The sequence below is a fragment of the Bosea vaviloviae genome (genome assembly GCF_001741865.1).
Lineage (GTDB): Bacteria > Pseudomonadota > Alphaproteobacteria > Rhizobiales > Beijerinckiaceae > Allobosea > Allobosea vaviloviae.
In genome coordinates this window covers 5,357,357-5,384,116 of the sequence record NZ_CP017147.1, presented here as the reverse complement: position 1 = coordinate 5,384,116, position 26,760 = coordinate 5,357,357, and the positions used below count along the sequence as shown (strand labels likewise).

Annotated in this window: 22 protein-coding genes and 1 tRNA gene; 18 read left to right on the top strand and 5 right to left on the bottom strand. The window is 65.8% G+C overall.

The window, feature by feature from the left end; translation table 11 throughout:
- Positions 1-265 precede the first annotated feature (265 nt).
- The 10 genes from BHK69_RS24775 (at position 266) to BHK69_RS24730 (ending at position 10,782) form a co-directional block, all read left to right on the top strand.
- Positions 266-1,108, top strand: a complete 843-nt coding sequence (locus BHK69_RS24775; RefSeq protein ID WP_083269899.1) for an ABC transporter ATP-binding protein — start codon at positions 266-268, stop codon at positions 1,106-1,108.
- Positions 1,105-1,896, top strand: coding sequence for an ABC transporter permease (locus BHK69_RS24770; protein WP_069692432.1), 792 nt, complete (start codon positions 1,105-1,107; stop codon positions 1,894-1,896). The genes BHK69_RS24775 and BHK69_RS24770 overlap by 4 nt, the downstream gene beginning before the upstream one ends.
- A 67-nt stretch (positions 1,897-1,963) precedes the next feature.
- Positions 1,964-3,391: a DUF3592 domain-containing protein gene (locus tag BHK69_RS24765; RefSeq protein WP_069692431.1), complete on the top strand. Its 1,428-nt coding sequence runs from the start codon at positions 1,964-1,966 to the stop codon at positions 3,389-3,391.
- 126 nt (positions 3,392-3,517) lie between these two features.
- The gene (locus BHK69_RS24760; RefSeq protein ID WP_069692430.1) at positions 3,518-4,552 is read left to right on the top strand and encodes an ABC transporter substrate-binding protein; all 1,035 of its coding nucleotides are present in this window, start codon (positions 3,518-3,520) and stop codon (positions 4,550-4,552) included.
- 83 nt (positions 4,553-4,635) lie between these two features.
- Positions 4,636-5,016 carry a RidA family protein gene (locus BHK69_RS24755; RefSeq protein WP_148663579.1) on the top strand — a complete coding sequence of 127 codons (381 nt, stop codon included), beginning with the start codon at positions 4,636-4,638 and terminating at the stop codon, positions 5,014-5,016.
- A 7-nt stretch (positions 5,017-5,023) separates the two neighbouring features.
- Positions 5,024-5,872, top strand: a complete 849-nt coding sequence (pdxY, locus tag BHK69_RS24750; protein WP_069692428.1) for a pyridoxal kinase PdxY — start codon at positions 5,024-5,026, stop codon at positions 5,870-5,872.
- Positions 5,873-5,878: 6 nt separating this feature from the next.
- Positions 5,879-7,003 carry an endonuclease/exonuclease/phosphatase family protein gene (locus tag BHK69_RS24745; protein ID WP_069692427.1) on the top strand — a complete coding sequence of 375 codons (1,125 nt, stop codon included), beginning with the start codon at positions 5,879-5,881 and terminating at the stop codon, positions 7,001-7,003.
- Complete coding sequence (locus BHK69_RS24740; protein WP_069692426.1) at positions 7,000-7,902, top strand: PhzF family phenazine biosynthesis protein; 903 nt, start codon at positions 7,000-7,002, stop codon at positions 7,900-7,902. Before BHK69_RS24745 ends, BHK69_RS24740 begins: the two co-directional genes overlap by 4 nt.
- On the top strand, positions 7,899-8,633 hold the full coding sequence (locus BHK69_RS24735; protein ID WP_083269657.1) for a hypothetical protein: 735 nt from the start codon (positions 7,899-7,901) through the stop codon (positions 8,631-8,633). The genes BHK69_RS24740 and BHK69_RS24735 overlap by 4 nt, the downstream gene beginning before the upstream one ends.
- Positions 8,634-8,688: 55 nt before the next feature.
- Positions 8,689-10,782 carry a M3 family metallopeptidase gene (locus tag BHK69_RS24730; protein WP_069692425.1) on the top strand — a complete coding sequence of 698 codons (2,094 nt, stop codon included), beginning with the start codon at positions 8,689-8,691 and terminating at the stop codon, positions 10,780-10,782.
- Positions 10,783-11,005: 223 nt separating this feature from the next.
- On the opposite strand, the gene BHK69_RS24725 is transcribed toward BHK69_RS24730, so the two are convergent.
- On the bottom strand, positions 11,006-11,338 hold the full coding sequence (locus BHK69_RS24725) for a hypothetical protein (protein WP_069692424.1): 333 nt from the start codon (positions 11,336-11,338) through the stop codon (positions 11,006-11,008).
- 173 nt (positions 11,339-11,511) lie between these two features.
- Between BHK69_RS24725 and BHK69_RS24720 the strand changes: the two genes are divergently transcribed.
- The 6 genes from BHK69_RS24720 (at position 11,512) to BHK69_RS24700 (ending at position 16,664) form a co-directional block, all read left to right on the top strand.
- Positions 11,512-11,994: a hypothetical protein gene (locus BHK69_RS24720; RefSeq protein ID WP_069692423.1), complete on the top strand. Its 483-nt coding sequence runs from the start codon at positions 11,512-11,514 to the stop codon at positions 11,992-11,994.
- 325 nt (positions 11,995-12,319) lie between these two features.
- The gene (locus BHK69_RS24715) at positions 12,320-13,888 is read left to right on the top strand and encodes a 2-isopropylmalate synthase (RefSeq protein ID WP_069692422.1); all 1,569 of its coding nucleotides are present in this window, start codon (positions 12,320-12,322) and stop codon (positions 13,886-13,888) included.
- Positions 13,889-13,999: 111 nt separating this feature from the next.
- Positions 14,000-14,125 (top strand): hypothetical protein, encoded by a 126-nt coding sequence (locus BHK69_RS33450; RefSeq protein WP_280142020.1) that lies wholly within the window; start codon positions 14,000-14,002, stop codon positions 14,123-14,125.
- Between the two features lie 136 nt (positions 14,126-14,261).
- Positions 14,262-15,533 (top strand): solute carrier family 23 protein, encoded by a 1,272-nt coding sequence (locus BHK69_RS24710; protein WP_069692421.1) that lies wholly within the window; start codon positions 14,262-14,264, stop codon positions 15,531-15,533.
- Between the two features lie 386 nt (positions 15,534-15,919).
- Positions 15,920-15,995: transfer RNA gene (locus tag BHK69_RS24705), tRNA-Lys, on the top strand.
- 360 nt (positions 15,996-16,355) lie between these two features.
- A complete protein-coding gene (locus tag BHK69_RS24700) occupies positions 16,356-16,664 on the top strand; it encodes a hypothetical protein (protein ID WP_148663578.1) in 309 nt (102 codons plus the stop codon).
- A gap of 188 nt (positions 16,665-16,852) precedes the next feature.
- Here the strand turns inward: BHK69_RS24700 and BHK69_RS32345 are convergent, their stop codons facing one another.
- The gene (locus tag BHK69_RS32345) at positions 16,853-17,158 is read right to left on the bottom strand and encodes a hypothetical protein (protein WP_148663577.1); all 306 of its coding nucleotides are present in this window, start codon (positions 17,156-17,158) and stop codon (positions 16,853-16,855) included.
- A gap of 413 nt (positions 17,159-17,571) precedes the next feature.
- Here BHK69_RS32345 and BHK69_RS24695 point away from each other — a divergent pair, with 413 nt between their 5' ends.
- Complete coding sequence (locus BHK69_RS24695) at positions 17,572-22,788, top strand: autotransporter-associated beta strand repeat-containing protein (RefSeq protein WP_158516269.1); 5,217 nt, start codon at positions 17,572-17,574, stop codon at positions 22,786-22,788.
- 238 nt (positions 22,789-23,026) lie between these two features.
- Positions 23,027-23,284 (top strand): hypothetical protein, encoded by a 258-nt coding sequence (locus BHK69_RS24690; RefSeq protein ID WP_069692418.1) that lies wholly within the window; start codon positions 23,027-23,029, stop codon positions 23,282-23,284.
- A gap of 12 nt (positions 23,285-23,296) precedes the next feature.
- Here the strand turns inward: BHK69_RS24690 and BHK69_RS24685 are convergent, their stop codons facing one another.
- The 3 genes from BHK69_RS24685 to BHK69_RS24675 are packed head-to-tail and all read right to left on the bottom strand — an operon-like array spanning position 23,297 to position 26,557.
- Positions 23,297-24,685, bottom strand: coding sequence for a M20 family metallopeptidase (locus BHK69_RS24685; RefSeq protein ID WP_069692417.1), 1,389 nt, complete (start codon positions 24,683-24,685; stop codon positions 23,297-23,299).
- Between the two features lie 39 nt (positions 24,686-24,724).
- Entirely contained in the window at positions 24,725-25,621 is an 897-nt protein-coding gene (locus BHK69_RS24680; RefSeq protein ID WP_069692416.1) for an ABC transporter permease, read from the bottom strand.
- Between the two features lie 18 nt (positions 25,622-25,639).
- Positions 25,640-26,557: an ABC transporter permease gene (locus tag BHK69_RS24675; protein ID WP_069692415.1), complete on the bottom strand. Its 918-nt coding sequence runs from the start codon at positions 26,555-26,557 to the stop codon at positions 25,640-25,642.
- Positions 26,558-26,760: the final 203 nt, after the last annotated feature.

Below are 26,760 nucleotides of genomic sequence, written 5' to 3'. Positions count from 1 at the left end.
GCGATCTTTCCGGCGGGAGGCGCCGGCTTATCGCGTCTACCGCAGGGTTATGCAACCGCTGGCCTTGAGCGAAGGGCAGCCTCCTTCGCCGAAGGACGACTTTGCCTTCGGCGGGGGATCGCATAGTCTTAGCAGCAAAGGTCAAGGTCTTGGCCGCAAAGATCAAGGCATGAGCGGCGAGCGCGGATCGGTGCGCCCGGCCGACGGGGAAACGGATTTCATGGAGTCGCACCACCCCCCGCAGCGCGATGCGGGAGCAGGCGAGATGTCGCCTGCGGTCGCCCTCAGCGGGCTCGACATCACCTTCCACATCGATGGCGGCAAGCGCTACAAGGCGGTCACCGGGATCAACCTCTCGGTTGCGGCCGGCGAGTTCGTCTCGGTCGTCGGGCCGACCGGCTGCGGCAAGTCGACCCTGCTCAACGCGGCGGCGGGCCTGCTCGTGCCTTCGGCCGGCACGGTCGGCATCTTCGGCAAGCCGCTCTCCGGCCTGAACCGCCGGGCCGGCTATCTCTTCCAGGCCGACGCGCTGATGCCGTGGAAGACGGCACTCGAGAACGTCAAGGTCGCGCTGGAGCCGATGGGCGTTTCCGATGCGCAGGCCGACGCCCGGGCGCGCGAATGGCTTGGCCGGGTGGGCTTGCGCGCCTTCGTCGATCGCTATCCGCATATGCTTTCAGGCGGCCAGCGCAAGCGCGTCAGCCTCGCGCAGATGTTGATCCGCGATCCGGAAATCCTGCTGATGGACGAGCCTTTCGGCCCGCTCGACGCGCAGACCCGGCAGATCATGGGCAATCTCCTGCTCGATCTCTGGTCGAAGGACCGCAAGGCGCTGATCTTCGTGACGCATGATCTGGAGGAGGCGATCTCGCTCTCCGACCGCGTCGTTGTGATGTCGGCGGGGCCTGCCGCCGGCATTGTCGCCGATTACCGCGTGCCGCTGCCGCGCCCGCGCGACATCGCCGAGATCCGGCTGGAAAAAGCCTTCCACGAGATCCATCGCGACATCTGGGCCTCGCTCAGGGTCGAGGTTCAGAAGGCCTATGCGATGGGCGATGGCCGGGAACTGGTCGAGGACAAAGAGCTGGTCGAAGGAGCCTCGCCATGAACCGTGCCAAGTTGCTTGGCCTGCAGGCGCTGGTGATGGTCGTCTTCCTGCTGATCTGGCACGTCGTCACCGCCTATCCGCTCTTCGGCGAGGTCAAGACGATCCAGTTCTTCTTCTCGACGCCGGCCGCCGTGCTGGGGCGGACCTTCAACCAGTTGATCGGACCCGACATCTACTGGCATCTCGGCATCACGCTGACCGAGACCGTGCTCGCCTTCGTCATCGGCTCGGCCGCGGGCATTGTCTTCGGCTTCACCTTCGCCCGGCAGGAATTGCTGGCTGCGGTCTTCGACCCCTATATCAAGGCGGCGAACGCCTTGCCGCGTGTCGTGCTGGCGCCGATCTTCGCACTCTGGTTCGGGCTCGGCATCTGGTCGAAGGTGGCGCTCGGCTTCACGCTGGTCTTCTTCATCGTCTTCTTCAACGTCTACCAGGGCGTGCGCGAGGTTTCGCCGACCGTGCTGGCGAACGCCCGCATGCTCGGCATGAACGAGCGTCAGCTCTTTCGCCATGTCTATTGGCCCTCGGCGCTGACCTGGATGTTCTCCTCGCTGCACACGTCGGTGGGCTTTGCGCTGGTGGGAGCGGTGGTCGGCGAATATCTCGGCTCCTCGGCCGGGCTCGGCTACAAGATCCATGAAGCCGAGAGCGTCTTCGACGTCACCGGGGTGTTCTCCGGCATGCTGATCCTGGCGATCTTCGTGATCGCGATCGACGCAGTTGTCACCATGGTGGAGAAGCGCTTGCTGGTCTGGCGGCCGGGGCAGAACTCGACCACGACGACGTAGCGTCATCTCCGCTTGATCGCCGGCGATCGCAGGCTCATGCTCGTCTCCGCGAAGGCGGAGATAGGGCATGGAACTCGACGTCAACGGCTGCATCACCGAGGCGCCGACACCGGCCGACATCGTCGCAGCCATCGAGGTCGCCGGCAGCGACCCCGAAAGCTGCATTACCCTTCTGGACGATGACGGCTATGTCGAAGCCCTCCGGCAGGATGACGGCTCGTTTCGGCTGACCCGCCATGATGGGATCACCAAATTCGACGCGGCCGCTCTGGTCGATGCCCAGGCCCTGAAGACGCTCCTGCTCGCCTGTCTGAGCGGTGACAAGCATTGGCGCGGAAACCATGACTGGGTGCGTGCGCCGTCGCCCTCGAAGACCGCCGAGGCTTCCGGACAGCCGCCGGCCTGGGCGATTGCCGCTGTCGTGGCGTCTGTCGTCCTCGCCGTGGCGGTGTCCAACCTGCCGCGCGACTGGCTGCCCTTTCTCGACACCACGGCTGGCGTCGTCGCGCTGTTCTCGTTGCCCGTGGTCGCCATGGTCGGCGCCATGGTCGCCAATGTCGCGATCAAGATGCATCGGGCTAAAGCCTGGCTGCAGGTACAGGGCCGGATCACGCGGTCGAGCTTGAGCGTGCGGCGACCGCCCGAGGGCAACGAGATCGGGACGGCGGTCAACGTGCCGGACGTGGCCTATGCGTTCTCCGTCGCGGGGCAGAGCTATCAGGGCAACCGGGTCAGCCTCGGCGACATCAGCGGCCGGTTCGCTGAGGAGGCGGTGAGGCGCTACCCGGTCGGGTCCACGGTGACGGTGCATTACGACCCCAACGACCCGACGGACTGCGTGCTGGAGCGTGGCCTCGTGGTCGGTGCGCCGGCGGCGCCCGGCTCCGATCCGGCGCCCCCGGTCGCGTCGGCGCCGACGCCCGCGGCGCAGAAGGCTGCGCTCGCCGGCTGTGCGCCCGGGCTTGCCGTGCTCGCCGTGCTCGGCGCGGGCGGCTACTGGCTGGCGACGGGAGGCGTACAGGAGCTGCAGACCAGCATGCCCCGCGCCGAGGTTCCGGTGATGCTGTGCGCGATCGGCTTCGGCCTCGTGACGCTGCTGTTCTTCGTCGGCTATCGCCGCTATCTGATGCGCGCCAATGCTTGGCCGGTCGTGCCGGGGCGGGTCACGGTGAGCCGCGTCGAGCAGCGCGCGGCCAGCGGCGACGGCCCGAACCGCAGGAGCTATGCCGCGGTCGTCGAGTTCCGCTACGAGGTCGGCGGTCTCCACTTTAGCTCCCGTCAGATCGCGCTCGGCCTGACTACTTCCGGCTCGCGCAGCGCCGCCGACAAGGTCGCCGCGCGCTATCCTGTCGGGGCGACGGTCGAGGTGCATTACGACCCCGCCAACCCGTCGCAGGCTGCGCTGGAAAACCCGACCGGGACGAGCTGGCTGCTGTTTGGTGCGGCGATCGCCTGCTTTGGCGTCGCGCTCTATGCCAGCCATGTCTTCCGCTGAGATCGATTGAGGGCGCGCTGGCTCGCCCTTTGACTCAAGGCGGGGTTGGCGCGAGGCCTGCGACTAATCTAGAACTGCTTCCCAACAAGGCTTTCAAAGCAAAGCATCCTCAGGGAAGGAAACCCGATGAACCGCAGAGATCTGATCATGGCGGCCGGCGTCGCGCTGGCGGCCTGGAGCGTTCCGGGCTTTACCCCGGCCGCACTGGCCCAGAACGCCGAAAAACCCAAGCTGACGCTCGGCGTCGGCGGCAAGCAATTGCTCTATTACCTCCCGCTGACGGTCGCCGAGAAGAAGGGCTTCTTCAAGGAGCAGGGACTCGAGGTCGAGATCAATGATTTCGGCGGCGGTGCGAAATCGCTGCAGGCCTTGGTCGGCGGTTCCGTCGATGTCGTCACCGGCGCCTATGAGCACACCATCCGGATGCAGGCCAAGGGCCAGGATGTGCGCGCCGTGGTCGAGCTCGGGCGCTTCCCGGCGATCACCATCGCCGTGCGCAAGGAGCTCGCCGGCAAGGTAAAATCGGCGGCCGACTTCAAGGGGTTGAAGATCGGCGTCACCGCACCGGGCTCCTCGACGGCGCTGACCGCGCAATACGCCATGGTCAAGGCCGGGCTGAAGGCGACGGATGCGCCGATCATCGGTATCGGTGCTGGCGCGAGCGCGGTCGCCGCGATCAAGCAGGGCCAGGTCGACATCATCTCGCATCTCGATCCCGTGACCTCGAAGCTCGAAGCCGATGGCGACATCGTCACGCTGATCGACACCCGCACCGAGGCCGGCACACGGGCGCTCTTCGGCGGCTCGAATCCAGCGGCCGTGCTCTATCTCAAGGGCGAATTCGCCGAGAAGAACCCGGTGACGACGCAAAAACTCGTCAACGCCTTCGTCAAGGCGCTGAAATGGCTGGAGACGGCCAAGCCCGAGGATGTCGCCGATCTCGTGCCGCCGGAATATCTGCTCGGCGACAAGCCGCTCTATCTGCGCGCGGTCAAGAATTCGCAGGAGAGCTATTCCCGCACCGGCATCTCGCCGCCCGAAGGCCAGCAGAGCGTCTATGACGCGCTGAAGCTGCTCGACCCGGAACTGGCGTCGTCGAATGTCGATTTGAAGAAGACCTTCATCGATAGCTTCGCGAAGAAGGCGGCTTCCGGCTCCTGATCGGTTCCCTAACCACTTTCAATTGGTCTCCTGGAGGGCGCCCGGCCTAGGCTGCGGCGCCCTTTCTCATGCGCGAGGCTGCCATGCTAAAAGCTCATAATCCTCCTGCGATGTTTGCTCCGGTCGGTCCCTATTGTCATGGCCTGGAGGTCGTCCAGCCGACGCGTTTCCTATTCAGCAGCGGCACCATGGGGCTCGACCGGGAGGGCCATGCGCCTGATGGGATCGAGGCACAGCTCGAAACCGCCTGGGATAACCTCAAGGCGATCCTCGCCGAAGCCGGAATGACCGTGGGCAATATCGTCAAGGTGACGACCTTCCTCGCCGACCGTTCCTTGCGCGGACCCGCGACTGCCTATCGACAAGCAGTGCTCGGCGACCATAAACCTGCCGTGACGACGATGGTCGCCGGGCTCCTGCAGGACGACTGGCTCGTCGAGATCGAGATCGTGGCCGCAGCGTGAGATCCGTATGAACATCCTCTCGATCCAGTCGCATGTCGCCTATGGCCATGTCGGCAATGCCTCCGCCGTGTTCCCGATGCAGCGCCTGGGCGTCGAGGTCTGGCCGATCCACACCGTCCAGTTCTCCAATCACACCGGTTATGGCGCCTGGAAGGGCCGCGTCTTCGACGGCGGCATGATCGACGAGGTGATGGAAGGCATTGCCGAGCGTGGCGTGCTGCCGTCCTGCGACGGTGTGCTCTCCGGCTATATGGGCTCGGCCGATGTTGGGCATGCCATCCTCTCTGCAGTGGAGCGCGTGCGCGCGGCCAACCCCAAGGCGCTCTATTGCTGCGACCCCGTTAGCGGCGATGTCGGGCGCGGGATCTTCGTACGGCCGGGCATCCCCGAATTCATGCGCGAGCAGGCGGTGCCGGCGGCCGATATCGTGACGCCCAACCAATTCGAGCTGGAATTGCTGACCGATATCGAGGTCAAGACCATTGCCGATGCGCATCGCGCGATCGAGGCGTTGCGCGACACCGGGCCGAAGGTCGTAATGGTGACGTCGCTCTCAACCAACGAAACCCCCGACGACGCCATCGACATGATGGCCTCCGACGCCAAGGGGGCCTGGCGCGTGCGCACACCGAAGCTCGATGTCAGCCTCAATGGCGCCGGCGACGCCATCGCGGCACTGTTCTTCACCCATTATCTGCGCGAGGGATCGGCAGCGGCGGCGCTCGCCAAGGCCTCGGCCTCGGTCTACGGCCTGCTGAAGCGGACCAAGGAGGCGGGTTCGCGCGAGATCCTGATGGTTGCCGCGCAGGACGAGTTCGTGACGCCGTCGCACCAGTTCGTACCGGAGGCGATCTGAACCGGCATGAAGCTGCGCATCGGCACCTTCAATGTCGAGAACCTGCTGACGCGGCATCGCTTCGGGCCGAGCGGGCGGTTCGAGACCGATGCGGCGATGTCGCTGTTCCATTTTCCGCGCGCGGACGAACGCGACGCGGTCGAGCGCTCGCTGGCGGTCGCGCTGGAGGACGACAAGCGCCAGATGACTGCGCTCGCCATCGCCGAGGCGCAGGCCGATCTGTGGATGCTGCAGGAGGTCGATTCACTCGCCAGCCTGCAAGCCTTCTTCGCCAATTACGTTCATCGCAGCTCCGACCATCGCTATGGCCATTTCGCGCTGATCGACGGCAATGACCGGCGCGATATCGACATCGGTTTCGCGGCGCGACGCAACCTGCTGGCGCCGCAGGCGGTCACGGTGCGCTCCCATAAGGAGCTGACCTTCGCGCAGGCTGGCGTGCATGATCGCGATCTTGCAGCCCTTGGCATCGACCCCGATGGCAAGGTCTTTGCCCGCGATTGCCTGGAGGTCGCGCTGGATTTCGGTGGTCGCAAGCTCAGCCTGTTCGGCTGCCATCTGAAGTCGATGAACAATGGCCGCGACGACGGCCGCCAGGCGACGCTGCCGGTACGCCGCGCCGAGGCGAGGGCGGTCAAGCATCTGGTCAAGACGCGCTTCGGCGGCGGCTGGCGCGAAGCGAACTGGATCGTGCTCGGGGATCTCAACGCCTATCGCTATGGGCTCGGCCCCTTGGCCGAGATCGTCGACGAGGGTGAGAGCGGCATCGAGCCGCTGCTGGAGGATTTTGCCGTCGATCCGATGGAGGCGCTGCCTGCGCATGAGCGCTGGACGCATTTTCGACGCTTCTGGTCGGAAAGCCAGGAGAGGCTGATCGACAGCCACATGCCGCTCGACCATATCCTGCTCTCGCCGGCTGTGGCGGCGGCGAATCCCAAACCCGCGATGCAGATGATCCGGCGGGGGCTGCCTTATCGCGTGCCGCTCGATCCGCGCGCGCCCGACCGCTCGATGGCGAGGCTCGCGACCTGCGCCGACCGTTATCCGCGTGTCGGCTGGGACCGGCCGAAGGCCTCCGATCACTGCCCGCTGACCGTCGATCTCGTCATTCCCGAAGGACCGTCTTCATGAAGCGCCGCTTCGTCACGCTCGACGTCTTCACCACCCGGGCGCATGCCGGCAACCCGCTGGCCGTGGTGCTGGATTCCGACGGGCTCGACACAGAGGCGATGCAGGCAATCACGCGCGAATTCAACCTGTCGGAGACGGTGTTCGTGGCGCCGCCGGCCGAAGCCAGCCATCGCGCCGCGATCCGCATCTTCACGCCCGGCCGGGAGCTGCCCTTCGCGGGACATCCGACCGTCGGCACCGCAGTGCTGCTGGCCTTGCGCGATGCGGCCGAGGGCAAGGGCTCCGATCTCCTGGTGTTGGAGGAGAAGGTCGGGCTCGTCCCTTGTGCGGTCTCGGTCGACGGGCCTCGGTCCGGCCGTGCGGTCTTCACCATGCCGCGCCTGCCGCAGGAGATCGAGGCGGCGTCCTCCAACGCTGCGGTCGCTGCTGTGCTGGGGCTCCAGGAGAGCGAAATCGGGTTCGAGGGGCATCGTGCCGCTGTGTTCTCGGCCGGTGTACCCTTTACCTTCGTGCCGGTGGCCGGCCTCGATGCGATCGGCAGGGTCAAGCTCGACCTGTCCCGCTGGGATGCGGTGATGAAGCCCGCTGAGCATCCCAACGCCTTCGTCTACTGCCGGCAGACCACGGAGACGGGGCATCACTACCACGCGCGCATGTTCTGGCCCGGCGCTGGGATTGCCGAAGATCCCGCGACCGGTGGGGCTGCTGCCGCCTTCGCCGGCGTGGTCATGGCCTTCGACAGACCGGCTGATGGCGAGCATCGCTGCGTCATCGAGCAGGGCTATGAGATGGGCCGGCCCTCGCAGATTACGCTCGAACTGACGGTCGAGAACGGGGCGCTGGTTTCGGCGCGCATCGGCGGCTCGGCGGTACTGGTCAGCGAGGGGGTGCTGCTGTGACGTCGCTCGGACAGCATGGCATCGTCGATGGCGCGATTGTCGAGCTTGCCGGTCTGGAGGCGCTGATCGAGCCCTATGACTGGGTTTTTGCGCGGGAGCGTGCCGACGAGGTCGCGGCGCATTGGGGCCGTATCAGCGCCGGCAAGCCGGCGATGTTCAACGGCAAGGTGATGCTGCAGCACCGCGCGGCGATCGTCGACGGCGTCTTCCGGGCCGGCTATTTCGAGACCGATTATGCCGCTTTCATCAGCTGGCGCGATTTCGGTCATCCGGGTCCGGTGGTGCGCAACGGCTTTGCCATGGCGGCCCTGCGCGCCGCGGATGGCGCGTTCCTGTGCGGTGTGATGGGGCGGCACACCGCCAATCCCGGCAAGGTCTATTTCGCCGCCGGCACGCCCGACCGCGAGGATGCGCGGCCCGACGGCACGCTCGACCTCGCCGGCAGCGTGACGCGCGAGCTCTGCGAAGAGACCGGGCTGACGCTTGACGAGATCACGGTGGAGGAGAGCTGGACGGCGGTGATCCAGCCCGGGCGCATCGCCTTCATGCGGCCCGTTTCGGTCGCCATGCCGGCCGAGGCGGCGCGCGCAATGATGCTCGCGCGCATGGCGACGCAGGACGAGCCGGAGCTTGCCGACATCGCTATCGTCCGCGGCCCCGAGGATGCCGAGTGCCTCGACATGCCACACTTCATGCGGCCTTATCTCGCCCATATCTGGCGGCAAGACTGATCCTTCGAGTCCTGTGCGCCCGAGTTTCGCGCCCTCAATTCAACCGGATGCCCCGATGACGCTTGCCCCCGAAGCCACTCTTTCCCCCGAAGCCTTGCCGCTGCCCGCCAACAATCCGTTTTCGCGTCCCTGGGACACGCCCTTCGGCCTGCCGCCTTTCGCCGCGATCACGCCCGAGCATATCCGCCCGGCTTTTGAAGCGGCGCTCGCCAAGCACAGATTCGAGATCGACGCGCTGACCACTGAGGCCGCCGCGCCGGACTTCGCCAACACCATCGAGGCGCTGGAGCGCGCGGGCAGGGCGCTCAGCCGCGTCGGCGGCGTGTTCTACAATCTCACCGGGGCCGACACCAACGAGGCGCTGCAGGCGATCGAGCGCGAGATGTCGCCGCTCACCTCGCGGCACTGGTCGGCGATCATGATGGATCCCGCGCTGTTTGCCCGCGTCGCTGCGGTGTTCGCCCGGCGCGAGACGCTCGGCCTCGACGCCGAGCAGGCACGGCTCCTGGAGCGGACGCATCGCGGCTTCATCCGTTCGGGCGCGCAGCTCGGCCCGGAGGAGAAGACGCGGCTCGCCGCGATCAACGAACGCCTTGCGGGGCTCGGCACGCAGTTCAGCCAGAACGTGCTGAAGGACGAATCGAGCTATGCGCTGATCATCGAGGACGAGGCGGGGCTCGCCGGCCTGCCGGCCTTCCTGATCGCCGCGATGGCGCGGGCCGCCACTGACCGCGGTCATGACGGCAAGCATGCGGTGACGTTGTCGCGCTCGATCATCGAGCCCTTCCTGACCTTCTCGACGCGGCGCGATCTGCGCGAGGAGGCCTTCATCGCCTGGAGCAAGCGCGGCGAGAATGGCGGCGAAACCGACAACCGCGCCATCGTCGCCGAGATGGTGAAGCTTCGGGCCGAGAAGGCGAAGCTGCTCGGCTTTCCGACCTTCGCGCATTTCAAGCTCGACGATTCCATGGCGAAGACGCCCAGCCATGTCCGCGATCTGCTCGAACTGGTCTGGAAACCGGCCAAGGCGCGCGCCGCGCAGGAGGCCGCCGATCTCGCCGCGCTGGCGCAGAGCGAGGGCGAGAACGGACCGATCCGCCCCTGGGACTGGCGCCATTATGCCGAGAAGGTGCGCCAGCAGACCTATGCGCTCGATGAGGCGGTGCTGAAGCCCTATCTCCAGCTCGACCGAATTATCGCTGCTGCCTTCGATGTCGCCGGCAAGCTGTTCGGGCTTGCCTTCGAGGCGAAGCCCGAGCTCAAGGGCTATCACCGGGATGTGCGGATCTGGGAGGTCAAGGAGGCGGCGAGCGGTCGGCATATCGGCCTGTTCCTCGGCGATTATTTCGCCCGCGCCTCGAAGCGCTCCGGCGCCTGGATGAGCGCCTATCGCGGCCAACGCAATTTCGACGGCGAGGTCCGGCCGATCATCGTCAATGTCTGCAACTTCGCCAAACCCGCGGAGGGCAAGCCGGCGCTGCTCTCGATCGACGATGCGCGCACGCTGTTCCACGAATTCGGCCATGCCTTGCATGGTTTGCTGTCGGATGTGCGCTACGGCTCGCTCGCCGGCACTTCGGTCTCGCGCGATTTCGTCGAACTGCCCTCGCAGCTCTATGAGCACTGGTTCCTGACATCAGAGGTGATGCAGGCCTATTGCCTGCATGCCGAGACCGGCGAACCGATCCCCAAGGCGCTGATCGACAAGATCAAGACGGCGCAGACCTTCAATCAGGGCTTCTCCTCGGTGGAGTATACCTCCTCGGCGCTGGTCGATCTCGCCTTCCATTCGCTGGAGGGCACGGCTGAGATCGATCCGCTTGCTTTCGAGGCGGCGGAGCTTGCGCGGATCGGCATGCCGGCTGAGATCATCATGCGCCATCGCACGCCGCATTTCACCCATGTCTTCTCCGGCGACGGCTATTCGGCCGGCTATTACAGCTATCTCTGGTCCGAGGTGATGGATGCCGACGCCTTCAACGCCTTCATCGAGGCGGGCGACGTCTTCGCGCCCGAGGTCGCGGCCAAGCTGAAGCGCTACATCTATTCGGCCGGCGACACGCGCGACCCGGCCGAAGCCTATACGCTGTTCAGGGGCCGCCTGCCGACGCCGGACGCGCTGCTGGAGAAGCGTGGGCTGGCGGCTTAGGTCTTGTCCTTCTCCCACCCATCTCGGGCTTGCCCGAGATGGGCAACCCAAAGTGTCAAAGTCGGCAATAGCCGACTTTGATGGGGGAGAAGGTGCCTGCGCAGCAGGCGGCTGAGGGAAGGGGCGCGCAAGCGGCCCTTTCTTGTTCTAGGTTGAGGCTCTTCCCTCATCCGTCAGCGCTTCGCGCTGCCACCTTCTCCCCCGAGGGGAGAAGGGCTGGCCCTCACGGATAGCCAAACCTCGTCTTGGTCGCGTGGAGCTGCCCCATCGCCCCGCCTTCATTGCCCGCAGCGCAGCTCGAGCGGGCGGTTGCGATCTCGGCGCTGACGCGGGCGTGGACGCCCTTGGTGGTGTGGCCGGTGGCGAGGTCGTTATCCATCACGGCCTGGAAGCGCTCGACCTCGCCGGAGCAGCCTGAACCGCCCGGCATATGGAAGGTGCTCGGCGTCACGCCGGGATAGGCCCGCTCTGGCGGCGGCGCGGGCGGGGCGACGGGCCGGGTCTGACAGCCGGCGAGGGCGATGCCGAGGGTGGCGAGGAGAGCAAAAGCGCGCATGGCGGCATGTCCGATCGGCGAAAGACTTGCGACGACGCAAGACTTGCGACGACGAAAGACTTGCGACCATGACCGATTCCGGGGCGGCCGCCAACATACGCGGCTGCGTGGCGAGACACACTCTCGACATGGTCGCGCCGGAGGTTGCTGGCGCTGTTGTAAGAGGAGCGCCCATGACGACGGAGGCCACGATCGAACTCGCGATCTTCGCCGATTATTTCCAGTTCTACATCCAGGACGAGACGGCCAATGACGATTTCGGCTCGCTCTGGACGGAGGAGGCCGTCGAGCGGCTGTTTGCGGCCTCAGCGCAATCCATCGGCGTCGGCACGGCGCGCAACATGACCGTGCCGGTCGTCGTCTCGCTTCATGCGCAGGAGCCGCCCGCCGATTTCGGCGAGTGGGACATGGTCAATGAAGGCTCCTTCACAGTTCGCTCCGGCTGCGTCGCGATTGCCGGCTGCACGGATTATCTGCCCGATGCGCCGCGCCTCAGCGTGCCGCCGGGAGGCTATCGGGTTCGCGTCTCCTATGCCGGCCTCGACACGGTAAGCGAGGACGGGCTCGAGGGTGACGATTTCTATCGTGTCCAGCTCTGGCCCGCACCCACGGCCCCGCTCGCCGTGGTCAAGGCTCGCAGCAGCGCAGCGGTGTGAGTGACGGTTAGGGCGAGAAGGGCGCGGCGAGATGGAAAACCCTGCCTTGCCTTGTCCCCCTGCTATCGGTTATGCAGTTTCGGTCGATACGAGGAACGCCTGTGGTCGCATCCGCCACCCATGCCCTGAGCCAGAACCGCGCCGTTGCGCGGGCTGCCGGCATGCGCGCTCCGCTCGGTCTTGGACTGCTTCTTCTCCTTAGCCGCCCCTGAGGGCCGGCCGGGCATGCATGCCTGGGCGCTCAGGGGAGTGACGAGAACCGCCTTCCAGACATTTCGCGCCTGCCTTCAACCATAGCGGCGCGACCCTCTACAGGATCACGACCATGACCGATGCGACCCGGAACGCCTCCTCCTCCAAGGACCGCGTGCTGATCTTCGACACCACCTTGCGCGACGGCGAGCAATGCCCCGGCGCCACCATGACCTTCGAGGAGAAGCTCGAGGTCGCCGATGTGCTCGACGCGATGGGCGTCGACATCATCGAGGCCGGCTTCCCGATCGCCTCCGACGGCGATTTCGAAGCGGTCTCCGCTATCGCCAGGCGGATCAAGCGTGCGACCGTCGCGGGCCTCGCCCGGGCGATCAGCGCTGACATCGCACGCGCCGGCGAGGCGGTGCGCCATGCCGCCAAGCCGCGCATCCACACCTTCGTCTCGACCTCGCCGATCCATCTGGAGCACCAGATGCGCAAGAGCGAAGACGAGGTTCTGGAGATCATCACGAAGACGGTGGCCCAGGCCCGCAACCTGGTCGAGGATGTCGAATGGTCGGCGATGGACGCGACCCGCACCCCGATCGACTATCTCTGCCGCACGGTCGAGGCCGCCATCAAGGCCGGCGCGACCACGATCAACCTGCCCGATACGGTCGGCTATGCGGTGCCCGACGAGTATCGCGCGATGTTCCGCCAGATCCGCGAGCGCGTGCCCAATGCCGACAAGGCGATCTTCTCGGTGCATTGCCACAATGATCTCGGGCTGGCGGTGGCCAATTCGCTGGCCGGCATCGAGGGCGGGGCGCGGCAGATCGAATGCACCATCAACGGCATCGGTGAGCGTGCCGGCAATGCCGCTCTGGAAGAGGTGGTGATGGCGCTGCGCGTGCGCGGCGATGTCCTGCCCTACGACACCGGCATCGACGCGTCGCTGCTGACGCGCGCCTCGAAGGCCGTTTCGACCGCCTGCTCCTTCCCGGTGCAGTACAACAAGGCGATCGTCGGCCGGAACGCCTTCGCCCATGAGAGCGGCATCCACCAGGACGGCATGCTGAAGAACCAGACGACCTACGAGATCATGACGCCGGAATCGGTCGGCGTCTCCAAGACCTCCCTGGTGATGGGCAAGCATTCCGGCCGCGCCGCCTTCCGCTCCAAGCTGAAGGAGATGGGCTACGATCTGGGCGACAACCAGCTCGAGGACGCCTTCACGCGCTTCAAGGCCTTGGCCGACCGCAAGAAGCATGTCTATGACGAGGATATCGAGGCGCTGGTCGACGAGAATCTGGCCTCGGCGCATGACCGCGTCAGGCTGGTTTCGCTGACCGTGATCGCGGGCACGCGCGGGCCGCAGCGCGCCACGATGAAGCTCGATGTCGATGGCCGCTTCGTCACCGAGGAGGCCGAGGGCAACGGGCCGATCGATGCCGTGTTCAACGCCATCAAGGCGATCGTGCCGCATGAGGCGGTGCTGGAGCTCTACGACGTGCACGCCGTGACCGAAGGCACCGACGCGCAGGCCGAGGTGACGGTCAGGCTCTCGCATGAGGGCTCGTCGGTGACCGGGCGCGGCGCTGACCCCGATACGCTGGTCTCCTCGGCCAAGGCTTATCTGGTGGCGCTCAACAAGCTCGTCGCCAAGGGCGTGCGCCTGCACGCGCAGGCCGCGGCGGAGTAAAGGGGGGCTGAGAGCGTCTTTCTCGGGCCGCGCTTTGCGCGGACCCGAGAACCTCGCCGAAGAGATGCTCGGGTCAAGCCCGAGCATGACGCCCTTCACACCGGCCAGCTCTTGTTCGGCTTGATCGTTGCCAGGACGAAGGAGGAGCGCATCTCGGCGATGCCGGGCAGCGTGCTGCCGCGCGACTGCGTGCTGCAGCGCGGTGACGGCACCATTCACCTTGCGAAGATCACCTGATGAGGGCGCTGCAGGCTTGGTTTTCCCCTGAAATCGCACGCGTCCCGCCAGGGCGGGCTTGGCGTGGACAGGATCTTTGCCTGTAGTTCGGTCTCGGCGCGGCCGGAAAGAGCGCGCGCCCGCTGGGGAGCGCGCCATGTCTTATTTTCCGAACTGGACCTTAAAGACCTCCGGCGCGGTGATGCCGGACGAGCGTCTGTCGACCGTCCAGACCTTCATCGCAGGTCTGCAGCATGTCGTCGCCATGTTCGGCGCGACCGCACTGGCGCCGATCCTGATGGGGTTCGACCCCAATGTGGCGATCTTCTTCTCCGGCATCGCGACGCTGCTGTTCTTCGTGATCACGCGCGGGCAATTGCCGAGCTATCTCGGCTCATCCTTCGCCTTCATCGGGGTGGTGATTGCGGCGAGTGGCTATGCCGGTTCGGGACCTAACGCGAACATCGCCGTGGCGCTCGGCGGCATCATCGCCTGCGGCGCGCTTTATGCCGCCATCGGCCTGCTGGTCCAGGGCGTCGGCACGGCCTGGATCGAGAAGCTGCTGCCGCCGGTCGTCACCGGTGCGGTCATCGGCGCGATCGGGCTCAATCTGACGGCAGTCGCCATGGGCATGATCTCGGCGAGCCCCTACACCAAATGGATCGCGCTGTTCACGGTCGTCGCGGTCGCGCTGGTGGCGGTTTATGGCAGAGGCCTCGCACAGCGCCTGCCGGTGCTGATCGGCGGCGCCGGCGCCTATATCCTCTACGCGGCGACGGCGCCGAGCTTCGGCGCCCCGGCGGTCGATTTCGGGCGGATCGGCGCCGCCGCCTGGCTCGGGATGCCGAACTTCGTCGCGCCGGCGTTCGATTTCAAGGCGATGGCGCTGATCGCTCCGGTCGCGCTCATCCTGGTTGCGGAGAATCTCGGGCACATCAAGGGCATTGCCGTGATGACCGGTCGCAATCTCGACCCGCTGATCGGGCGCGGCTTCATGGCCGACGGGCTCGCCACCATGATCGCGGGCTCCGGCGGCGGCACGGGGGTTACGACCTATGCCGAGAACATGGGCGTGATGGCGGTGACGCGGGTCTATTCGACGCTGGTCTTCGTCGCGGCGGGCATCATCGCGCTGGTGCTCGGCTTCTCCCCCAAATTCGGTGCGGTCATCGGCACGATTCCGGTCGCGGTGCTCGGCGGGTTGGCGATCGTCGTCTTCGGCCTGATCGCCGCCACGGCGGGGCGAATCTGGGTCGAGAACCAGGTCGACTTCTCGAACCCGAAGAATCTGCTCACCGTCGCGACCGCACTGATCCTGGGCGCGGGTGATCTGAAGCTGCCGCTCTTCGGCTTCGAGCTCGGCGGTATCGGTACCGCGACCTTCGGGGCTATCGCGCTCTACCACCTGCTGAATCGCCGGTCGGCATGAGGCCGCCGCGCCTAGAGCCGGATGATTTCAGATCGGGTCACGAAGTGATCCGATCTGAAATCATCCGGCTCTCATCAAAGAGTTAGAGCAGGATCGGCGCGAAAAACCGGTTCCCACTTTTTCGCATCCTGCGAGAGCCGGATGATATCAGATGGAATCACTTTGTGATCCCATCTGATATCTGAATCCGTCTCTCATCTAAAAGTGAGAGCAGGATGCGAAAAACCGGTTCCCACTTTTTCGCATCCTGCTCTTGCGCCGAATTCATTTCGGCGGCTTGGCATATTTCTGTCGCAGATGGGTGGACAGGGCGGGGGGCGTTTGCTACATCGCCGGCCTGCCTGACGCGGCCTTGGCCGCAGCGACGGCGACGCTTCGTGGCGTATGGGTGATTAGCTCAGTTGGTAGAGCAGCTGACTCTTAATCAGCGGGTCGTAGGTTCGAGCCCTACATCACCCACCACGGAAACTTCTGCGAAATCGAAAGCATAGGCAGATCGGCCGGCGACACAAAGCCGGAACGGTCTGTGCGTTTTGCATTTTATTTTGCAACTTCCGCACGTCGAACGCCGAAACCGCTTGATCGCTCCGGCGATCCTGCCGATGGCCGCTTCTACCGTTGCGATGACGTCATTCATCCGGGGCGCTGGAGAAGTATAGACGTGGCGCTGGAGCGCTCATGGCGCCCGGGCCGCAGTGCGGCGAGGCTTGAACGCGGCGCAACCTTCCCGGTAAGTTGAATGGAACGATTCGAGGCTCTTCGCATTGTTGTTTGCCCGCCTGACGGGGCACGAGAGGATTCAATATGAATAGGAAGTCTATCTTGGCCGGCTTCGTCGGTGCCATTGCTCTCGCGAGTGCTGCGATTTCTGCCTCGACGGCAGTCAACGCAGCCGAGACATTGCCCGCCACCGTGGCTCATCAACTCGACGGGCAGGCTGTAGAGTTCACCATGACTGCGGCCAAGCAGCGCCGTCTCATGATCATCGAAGAAACACAGCGCCAGCAGCGCTACGGGCGTAGAGGTTACGAACGCGGGCCTGGCTACGGGCGCGAGCTTGGCTACGGATATGGGCCGCGACGCGGCTATGATGGCCCGCCCCCCGGCTATCGCCGCTACGACAGGTACTGATCGGACGAGGGCCCCTGACAACGGGGCCTTCTTTCGCTGAACCATTTGCGATTGGGAGCGCGTTGAGCGCTCCCTTTTTGTTTGAGACTGGAGCCGAGCCGCATTCATCGAAGAGTGAGGCTGCTCACGGCGCAGGGTCGGTACATATGCCGCTTGGCGTTGCCGGCCTTGCGGCGCGCCCGTTCGAATCACGCTTCGCGATGATCAGGCACCGAATGTGGCGAGAGGCGCGCGCCGCGCAGCGCGCCGGGGTTCGCCGCCTTGCGGAACCTTGACCCTGCAGGATGCCCGCGCAGCAACGATGTCGGAGGCGCGAATACTACCGGGCGCGCTTCGGTCAGATGTTTGCGCGCCGGCAACATTGAGAAACCCACGTAAATCGAGAGATTCACGCCGATTTTCTTTACGTCCGTCGACACGCGGCAGGCGACGCGCGTGATGACGAGCGAAGTAAGATGTTGCTGTGGGTGGGCAAATCGCCGTTTAGCCGGCATCTGCGTGGTATTTCTGTAACGCGTCCGCAAAAACAGCCGCTGTGATCTTGCCCGATTTCGCAAGTGCGTTGTCGGTTCTTGAGGAAATTGCGGCAACATTTTGATTTAAAATGAATAAGCCAAATATCGCACTTGCGTCATGTGCGCGCAAAGCTGGCGACGTCGGCCTCTGACTGTCGGGCATGGTGTTGACTTAAGGGGATCAAACAGGGGATGGATTCAGGTGAAATCTTGTCGATTTGGCGGCCGAGTTGTTTCCATCTCGCTTCTCTCGGGCGCCAGGCGGACGTCACGGACACGCTGCAAATACGATCTTGAGGTCCTAGATGCTGAAGACGGCCGACGTTCTGGACGCTCGCAGACTGAGCGCGCCCATGCCGATCGGGAGCGCCAGCGAAGGTTTGCGGCGACTCGTGGCGACAACCGCCCTGGCGACGGGCGTGATCGTCGGGATGATGCTGTTCCAGCCGGGCGAGGCGCAGGCGCAGCAGGTCTGGACTGGACCCGGTACCGACTGGAACACGGCCGCGAACTGGGCTGGCCCCGCCAATGTCCCCGATACGGCCGGCGAGACTGCGGTTTTCCCGGGCGCGATCGCGCCCGCGGCGCTCGCGATCTCCGCCTCCACCACGGTCGGTGGTATCACTTATGACGCTGGTGCGCAGGGCTATACGATCACCCTCGACAATACCTTGGCCCTAACGGGCGCTGGCGTCGTCAACAACTCCGGCGTGACGCAGAATTTCGTGATCAACGCCGGCCAGGGGGTGATCTTCGGTGGTGCTGCAGATGCCGGATCCAATGTGGTTTACACCACCGCTGGAAATGGTGGCGTCTCGTTCCAGGGAACCGGCGCGGCTGCCGCAGCCAGCTTCGTGCTCGGCGGGGCCGGGAATATCTTCATCCAGACGGCCAGTGCGGTTTCGCTCGGCGAAATGAGTGGTGGGGGCGGCTCCCGCGTGCTTGCCTCGTCGGCCGGCGCAGCTTTGACCATCGGTGCTCTCAATACCTCCACGGTCTTCGCTGGCCGCATCGAGGAGGGTGCCGGTGTCGGCCTCACCGTGACCAAGACCGGCACCGGAACGCTGACACTCAGCGATGCCGGCGGAGCCTCCAACTATACCGGCCTGACGACGATCTCCCAGGGCGTGCTGAACATCCAGGCCGCGACCGCACTCGGCACGACGGCCGCTGGCACCGTGGTCGCGAACGGCGCCGCGCTGGAGCTGCAGGGCGGCATCGCGGTTGGAGCCGAGGCGCTGACGCTGAACGGCACTGGCGTCGCCGGTGGGGGCGCGCTGCGCAATGTCAGCGGCGGTAACGTCTATAGCGGTCCGATCACGCTCGCCGGAAACGCCTCGATCGTTGTAGCGTCGAGCATCCTCACGCTGAGTGGCGGCGTCACGCTGGGGGCGAATACGCTGACGCTCGGCGCCGGCCAACTTGTCGTCAACACGATCGGCATCATTGGAGCGGGCTCCGTCGCCCTGCCCACTGGCACGGCTGCCGTGTTCGACGTCGCCAGCACCTATCTGGGCGGGACGACGATCGCCACTGGCGCGATAGGCGCGACCTCGGTCGCGGGAGGCTTCGGCACGGGCACCATAACCCTCGCAGGCGGCACGCTGAGATCCAGTGGGGCGGCCGTCACCGTGGCCAATGCGATCAGCCTGACAGCCAACAGCGCGGTCACCGCGCCGGCGACGCAGCCGCTGAATCTGACCGGCGGCATCACGCTGGGCGCCAACACGCTCGTTTTCAACGGCGCGGGGCAGACCACCGTCAGCACGACAGCGATCACCGGTGCCGGCGGGCTGACCAATTCGAATACCGGCACGCTTATCCTGACCGGCGCCAACACCTATGGCGGCGCAACCGCGATCAATGCCGGCGTCGTCAACATCCAGAACGCCACGGCGCTCGGCACGACGGCGGGTGGGACCACGGTCGCGGCTGGCGCGGCGCTGGAAATGCAGGGCGGCATCTTTGTCGGGGCCGAGGCGCTGACGCTGAGCGGCACTGGCGTCGCCGGGGGTGGCGCGCTGAGAAATATTTCCGGCAACAACAGCTATGGCGGCGCGATCACGTTGCTTTCAGCGACGCGCATCAACTCGGACTCAGGAATCGTGCAGACGGATGGCGCGATCACCGGCGCCGGCCAGACGCTTACGGTCGGCGCCAGTGGAGGCGCTGGCGTCATCATCAACGCCGGACTCAATACCGGGAACGGCGCGCTCATCAAGGATGGCAACGGCCTTCTTGCGCTGAACAGCGTGAATACCTTCACCGGCTCTGTCACGGTCAATGCAGGCACGTTGCAAGTAAGTTTCGGGGCTGGGCCGGTCAACTCCGCGATCGGCGACGCCAGCGCCGTCATCCTGAACGGCGGCCAGATCGACGTCGTTCAAAATGAAACGATCGGCTCGCTGACCGGCGCCACTGGAACCAGCGTCAATCTGGGCGCCGGCATCACATTAACGACAGGCGGCGACAACAGTTCGACGACGTATTCCGGCGCCATTAACGGCGGCGGCGGAGGCCTCGTCAAGCAAGGCACCGGCACGTTCACGCTGAGCGGCGCCAACACCTATACTGGCGCGACGGCGATCAATGGCGGCGAGTTGCGGGTCGACGGCTCGCTCGGCGCGACGGCGGTGGCGGTCAACAACACCGGCACCTTGTCGGGCATTGGCACGCTCGGCGGCGCGGTCACGGTCAATGCCGGCGGCACGCTCTCGGCCGGGCAGAGCCCGGGCACGCTGACCGTGGGCTCGCTGAGCTTGAACGCCGGCTCCAATTCGGTGTTCGAGCTCAACAATCCGGGCACGGTCGGCGGCGTCACCAATGACCTCGTGATCTCCAACGGGCCGGTCCAGCTCGGCGGCACGCTGACCGCGACTGCGGCGTCCGCGGGCTTCTACAGACTGATCAGCGTCGTCGGCGGCGGGGCGATCACCGGGAACTACGCCACGGTCAATGTCGCGGGCTTCACCGGGCAGGTTTATACCAACGCTCCGGGCGCAGCGGAGCAGGTCAATCTCGCCGTGCTCGGCGCCGGCCAGATCATGCAGTTCTGGGACGGGGCCGACACGCTTGGCAACGGCACTGTCGATGGCGGCGCGGGCACCTGGGACGCGACCAGCACGAGCTGGACCGGCCTGCCGGGGCAGGCCGGGGTGAACGCTCCCTGGCAGAGCTCCGTCGCCGTGTTCCAGGGCACGCCCGGCGTCGTCACCGTCGGGGGGACGCAGGCTTTCGACACGCTGCAGTTCAATACCGACGGCTATGTCCTGAATGGCGGCCAGCTCGGCATCGGCGTCGCCGGTGGGGGCACGATCAATGTCAACGGTCTTGGCCTGACGGCAACCATCAATTCGGCGATCGTCGATGGCATTGGGACGAGCCTGACCAAGGTCGGCGCCGGCACGCTCAATCTCAGCGGCGTCAACACCTATACCGGCGGCACGACGGTCTCCGACGGCACGCTCGGCCTGCTCGCTGGCGGCGTGCTGGCCTCGAATGTGACGGTGGCCACGGTCGGCACGTTCAACAATGCCGGCACGGTCAACGCCTCGGTGATCAATAGCGGCACGACGAACAACAGCGGCCTGATCGCCGGGAGCGTGACCAATACGGGCACGCTGACGACGACCGGCACGATCCAGAGCGGCGTCACCAATAGCGGCACGGTCAATGCGGCCGGCACGATCAATGGCGCCATCGCCAACAATGCCGGGACCTTCACGGTGTCCGGCGTGCTCGCCGGCAATGGCGCCTTCAGCAATGCCGGTGGCGCCATCCTTGCCGTGAATGGCGGCAACTTCACCGGGCTTGCCAGCCTCGTCAACGCCGGCTCGATCACGATCGGCGCCGGCCGGACGCTGTCGGCCGGTACGATCACCAACAATGCCGGCACCATCAGCCTTGATGTCGGCGCGATCCTGCAAGGCACCGCCAACACGCTGAACAACGCCGCGACGATCAATGTCGCCACGAACGGCGCGATCCTCGATGCAGGCGCGATCAACAACCTCGCCGGCGGCGTGATCAACTTCAACGGACCCGGCGGGACGGCGACGCTGAGCAGCGGCCTGCAGGTCAACAATGCCGGCGCGATCAACCTCATCGGCGGCAATCTCAACGTCGTCGGCCCGCTCAGCAATACCGGCCAGGTGGCGATCGCGGCCAATCTCGCGGCCAATCTCGCCTCGCTCTCGAATGCGGGCAGCGTCAGCCTCGGCCAGGGCGCGAGGCTGACGACCTCCGGCAATCTCGCCAACACCGGCATGATCGAGCTGCGCAACGGCGCCACCAACAACCTCGTCACGGTCGGCGGCGGCTGGTCCGGCAATGGCCGGGTCGGGCTCGACCTCGACATCGTCAACGCGGCGGCCGACCGGATCAGCGTCGGCGGGGCGTCCTCGGGCCTGACCACGGTCGATTTCGCACAGCTGACCGTGACATCCGCGGTGATCAGTCGCGACGTCCTGGTGGTCAACGGCGCGGCCGGCGCCCAGTTCGTCGCCGCCAATGCGCTGACCCCGACCGGGCCGAGCCCGTTCCCGAATGGCGCTGGCCAGCTCATCACCAATAACGGCCTGGTGCAGTACTGGTTCGGCGAGGCCACGCCCGGCTCGGGCACTTATGTCGTGCGGCCGGATCTCAACGTTACCGCGGCCACGGGCTTCGTCGCCTCCGTGTCGAGCGCCCTGGCCTCGATCAACGCCTTCAGCGAGCCGGCCTCGGCCTTCATCAACGGCCCGGCCGACCCGCAGCCGAACACTCTCTCGTTCGGCACCTGGGGGCGTGCGCGCGGCGGGCATTTCGACATCACCTCGAACAGCACGGTCGGCAGCCTCGGCGGGGTGTCGCGCTCGTTCCGAAGCGTCAACGAGGCCGGTTTCAACGGCTTCCAGCTCGGCGTCGATGCCGGCCTCTACAACATCAACGGCACCGGCTGGACCGCCAATCTCGGTATCCATGGCGGCAAGGTCGACGCCAAGGTCACGACCCCCGAGACGCGCCTCGAGGTCGAGCAGCCCTTCTACGGCGTTTATGGCGCGGTTCGGAGCGGCTCGGGCTTCGCCTTCGACGTGCTGGTGCGGCGGGATAATTTCGACCTGAAGCTGAACTCCCCCTCGGCCGGCCTCACCAATGCGAAGTTCAAGGCGGATGGCTGGAGCGGCCTGGCCTCGATGAGCCAGCGCTTCAACATCACCGACAGCATCTATATCGACCCCTCCGTCGCAGTGCTCTATTCGCGCGCCGAGGTCGACCCGCTGCGGACGCTGCAGGCCAATGTCAGCTGGCAGCCGATCGAGAGCGTCACCGGGCGCTTCGGCGTGCAGCTCGGCACCTTCATCCAGCCGACCGAGACGATCGTGCTCGCGCCCTATATCGCGGCCAGCGTCTGGCGCGAATTCGCCGGCAAGAGCAAGGCGTCGGGCGAATTCGGCGGCCTGAGCTTCCCCACGACCACGGACCGGGTCGGGACCTATGGGCAGTTCAGCGCGGGTGTCGCCGTCTCCTCGACGACGCCCGGCCTGTCGGGCTTCGTGCGCGCCGATCTGCGCTTCGGCGAGAAGATCGAGGGCTACGCCTTCAATGGCGGGCTGCGCTACCAGTTCTGAGCCGCTCCAGATCCGCCTCAAGATCACGGCCGCGCTCCAGCGCGGCCGTTCGCTTTCCGCCCAAGAATTTGCTTTTCGTCCAAGAGCAATTTTCCGATCCAGTTGGATCGCTCAATTGCCCTAACTCTTTGTTTTAACGCATTTTAATCACGCGAGCCGGTGTCCGCTTCGCTTGAAAACGCTCTCGTTGCGAACCTTCGGCCGGATCAGGCGTTTCCTTCGCTGGAGGAGAGTGCGCATGATCGATTTGCTCCGACACCAGGCCGCCGACCCTGGCGGCACGCCGGCAGCGCCGAAGCCGCCACCCGAGGCGCCGCCACTGATCCCAACCGAGATTCCGCCGGCGCCTCCGGTCGAATCGCCGCCGGATGAGGAGCCGGCCGGCATTCCGACCGAGCCGCCGCCGGAGTTGCCGCCGAACGCACCGCCTGAAGGGCCGCCAGCGACGCCGATCGACCTGCCGCCCGGCCGCAATCCGCGCCAGCCGCAGGAATAGCGGCCCGAGCCGTCAGACCGGAGGGGCCGCGCCGTCGCCGATATCCCAGTAGAGCCCGGCCATCAGCGTCAGGCCTTCGCGGGCGATCGCGACGGGAAGATGCTCGTCGGGTGCATGCTGCGAGCAGCCGGGATAGGAATGCGGCACCCAGATCGTGCGCAGGCCCAGCACATCCGCGAAGATGTCGTTGGGCAGAGAGCCGCCGAGATTGGGCAGGAGCGCCGGCTTCTTGTTGGTGCTCCTGGCGATCGAAGCGAGGGCGAAGTCGACCCAAGGGTCTTCCGGATCGAGTCGGGTCGCGCCGAAGATCGCCTCGCGCGACAGCGAAACCTCGACCATCGGGAAGCCGTTGCGCTGCAGGTGGCGGCGCAGGGCCGGCACGATGTCGTTCTGATCGATGCCGACGACGAAGCGCAGCTGGCAGCGCGCCCAGGCGCTTGGCGGCACGGCATTGACCGGCGTCTCCGGCACGCCGGACTTCATCGCCAGCACGTCGAAAGAGCACCAGCCGAAGACCTGCTCGGCTGGGGTCAGGCCGGGCTCGCCCCAGTCGGGGTCGATCGCCGGGCCATCCGGGCCACCATCGATCTCGCAGCCGACCAGCGCCTTGCGCACGGCGGCCGGCAGCTCCTTGGGCACCCATTCATGGATGCGGATCTGGCCGCTGGGGGAGGTGATCGAAGCGATGGCGTGAGCGAGCTGGATCGCCGGGTCGGAGAGGATTCCGCCCCAATTGCCGGAATGATGGCCGCCCTCGCGGGCGACGATCGAGAGATCGAAGGTGACGCCGCCGCGCGCGCCGAGAAAAACCGTCGGCCGCTCCGCATTGAGGCGCGGCCCGTCGGAGGCGATCAGCACATCGGCCTTGAACAGCTCCTTCTGCTCGGTGCAGAGCTCGCGCAGGCCGGGAGAGCCCGATTCCTCGCCCATCTCGATCAGATATTTGACGTTGAAGCCGAGCTTGCCGCGGGTTTCGAGGACGGCGCGCAGGGCGTTGATGTTGATGACATGCTGGCCCTTGTTGTCGACGACGCCACGGCCGTACCAGCGCCCGTCCTTCTCGACGAGCCGCCAGGGCGAGAGGCCTTCGCTCCATTGTGCGTCGAGCCCACGGATGACGTCGCCATGACCATAGCCGAGGATCGTCGGCAGGGCCGGGTCCTCGATGCGGGTGGCGAGCAGGAAAGGTCCGCGCGACAGCGGGTGGGTCAGCGTCTGGCAGGTGAAGCCAAGGCCTTCCAGGAGCGGGCGCATCTCGGTTTCGAGATAGTCCGCGAGCATCGGCGCGCGTTCCGGATTCTGGCTCTCGGTCGGCATGGCGACGAGGCGGGCGAGGTCGCTCTTGAAGCTGCCGGTATCGAAATAGTCTTGCGCATGCGCGATGGCCTGGGCGCGGGTCATGGGGCAGTCTCCGTTCAGCGGCAGAAAGGGTCGATGGAATCAAACATTGCGGGGTGGCGAAAGTGCATCGCGCAGGCCGTCTCCAGCGAGGTTGATCGCGAAGATCAGCAACGCCAGCGCCGAGCCCGGCAGGGCGATGAGCCAGAAGCCGAAGAACATGTAGGCCTTCGCTTCGGAGATCATCAGGCCCCAGGAGGGCAGTGGCGGCTGCACACCGAGGCCGAGGAAGGAAAGAGCGGCCTCCAGCAGGATCGCGCTCGCGGCCTCCAGGGTCGCGACGACGATGAGATGCGGCATGACGTTGGGCAGCACCTCCTTCAGGATGATGCGGAGCGTCGAGGCGCCCGAGGCTTGGGCCGCCGCGATATAGTCGAGCGAGCGCACCTGCTGGGTCGCGCTGCGCATCACCACGGCGAAACGGTCCCATTTCAGCAGGCCGAGCACGAGGATCACGACCCAGAGCGAAGAGCCGATGATGGCGACGACCGCGAGCGCGACCAGGATCACCGGCATGGCGAGCCGCGTCGTCACCATGAAGGTGACGGCAAGGTCGGTGCGGCCGCCGAAATAGCCGGCGAGCAGGCCCATGGTCGCGCCGATCAACCCCGACAGGATCACCACGCTGATGCCGATCAGCAGCGAGATGCGGGCGCCATAGAGCAGGCGCGAGAGATAGTCGCGGCCGAGCGGGTCGGTGCCGAGCGGATGGGCCCAGTTGCCCTTGTCGTACCAGAAGGGCGGGATGTTGCGGGCCGTCAGGTTCTGGACATAGGGGTCGTGCGGGGCGAGCAAGGGCGCAAGCACGGCGATGGCGATGAAGCAGGCCAGCAGGCTAAGCCCGATCATCAGCGTCGTCTGCGAGAGCATGCGCCGCAGCAGGGTCTTGCCCTGGGGCAGGGCGGTGGGCCGCGGCAAAGCGAGGGGAGCGTCGCTCATCGTGGAATATCCTGCATCTCAGGACACCCTGATGCGCGGATCGAGCCAGGCATTGGCGATGTCGGCTGCGAGCGTCAGCAGGACATAGACAGCCGAAAGCAGCATCACGACCATCTGCATGACCGGGAAATCCTTATAGGTGATGCTCTGATAGGCGAGATAACCCAGCCCATCGAGCGCGAAGATCGTCTCGATCACCACCGAGCCGCCGAGCAGGAAGCCGAGCTGCACGGCAGTCAGCGCCACGACCGGCACGAGCGCGTTGCGCAGCGCATGGGTGAAGACGACCTTGCGCGGCGCGACGCCCTTGGCGCGGGCGGTGCGGATATAGTCGGCCGAGAGCACCTCGATCATGCCGGCGCGGATCAACCGCATGAAGGCCGGCGCGGCGTAGTAGCCGAGCGCGATCGTCGGCATGACGTAATGCTGCCAGCTCTGCGAGCCGGAGACGGGGAGCCAGCGCAGCGTGATCGAGAACAGCATCACAAGGCACAAAGCGAAGAAGAAATTCGGCAGGGCCTGGCCGACGACGGCAATGGCGAGCGCCAGCCGGTCGATCCAGCTATTGGCGTAGACAGCCGCCAGCACGCCGAGCGGGATCGAGATCGCGAGCGCGAAGACAAGTGAGCTCAGGCCGAGGATCAGCGTGGCCGGGAGCTTGGAGAAGACGAGAGCCGCGACATCGGTCTTGAAATAGATCGAGGTGCCGAAATCGCCCTGCAGCGTCCGCCAGAGCCAGTCGAGATATTGGATGATGATGGGGCGGTTGAGGCTGTAGGTCTCGCGGATCAGGTCGATATCGGCCTGCTGCGCGCCTTCGCCAGCGATCGCGACCGCGACATCGCCGGAGAGGCGCAGCAGGATGAAGGCCAGCGCCGACACCGTCAGCGCGACGAGAACCGCGAGGCCGAGGCGTTTGAGGATGAAGCCTAGCAAGGGGTAGGTCCCTGCGCTTTGAGAATCGTCGGCATGCAAACTCCTTCCGACGCGAGATCGTCATTGCGAGAAGCGCAGCGACGAAGCAATCCAGGGGCCGTCGTGCGCGACTTTCTGGATTGCTTCGCTGAGCCTGTACTCGGGCTTGCCGAAGGCAAGACCCGGGCGCTCGCGATGACGGCGAGAGGTTGGGGGCTGGGCCG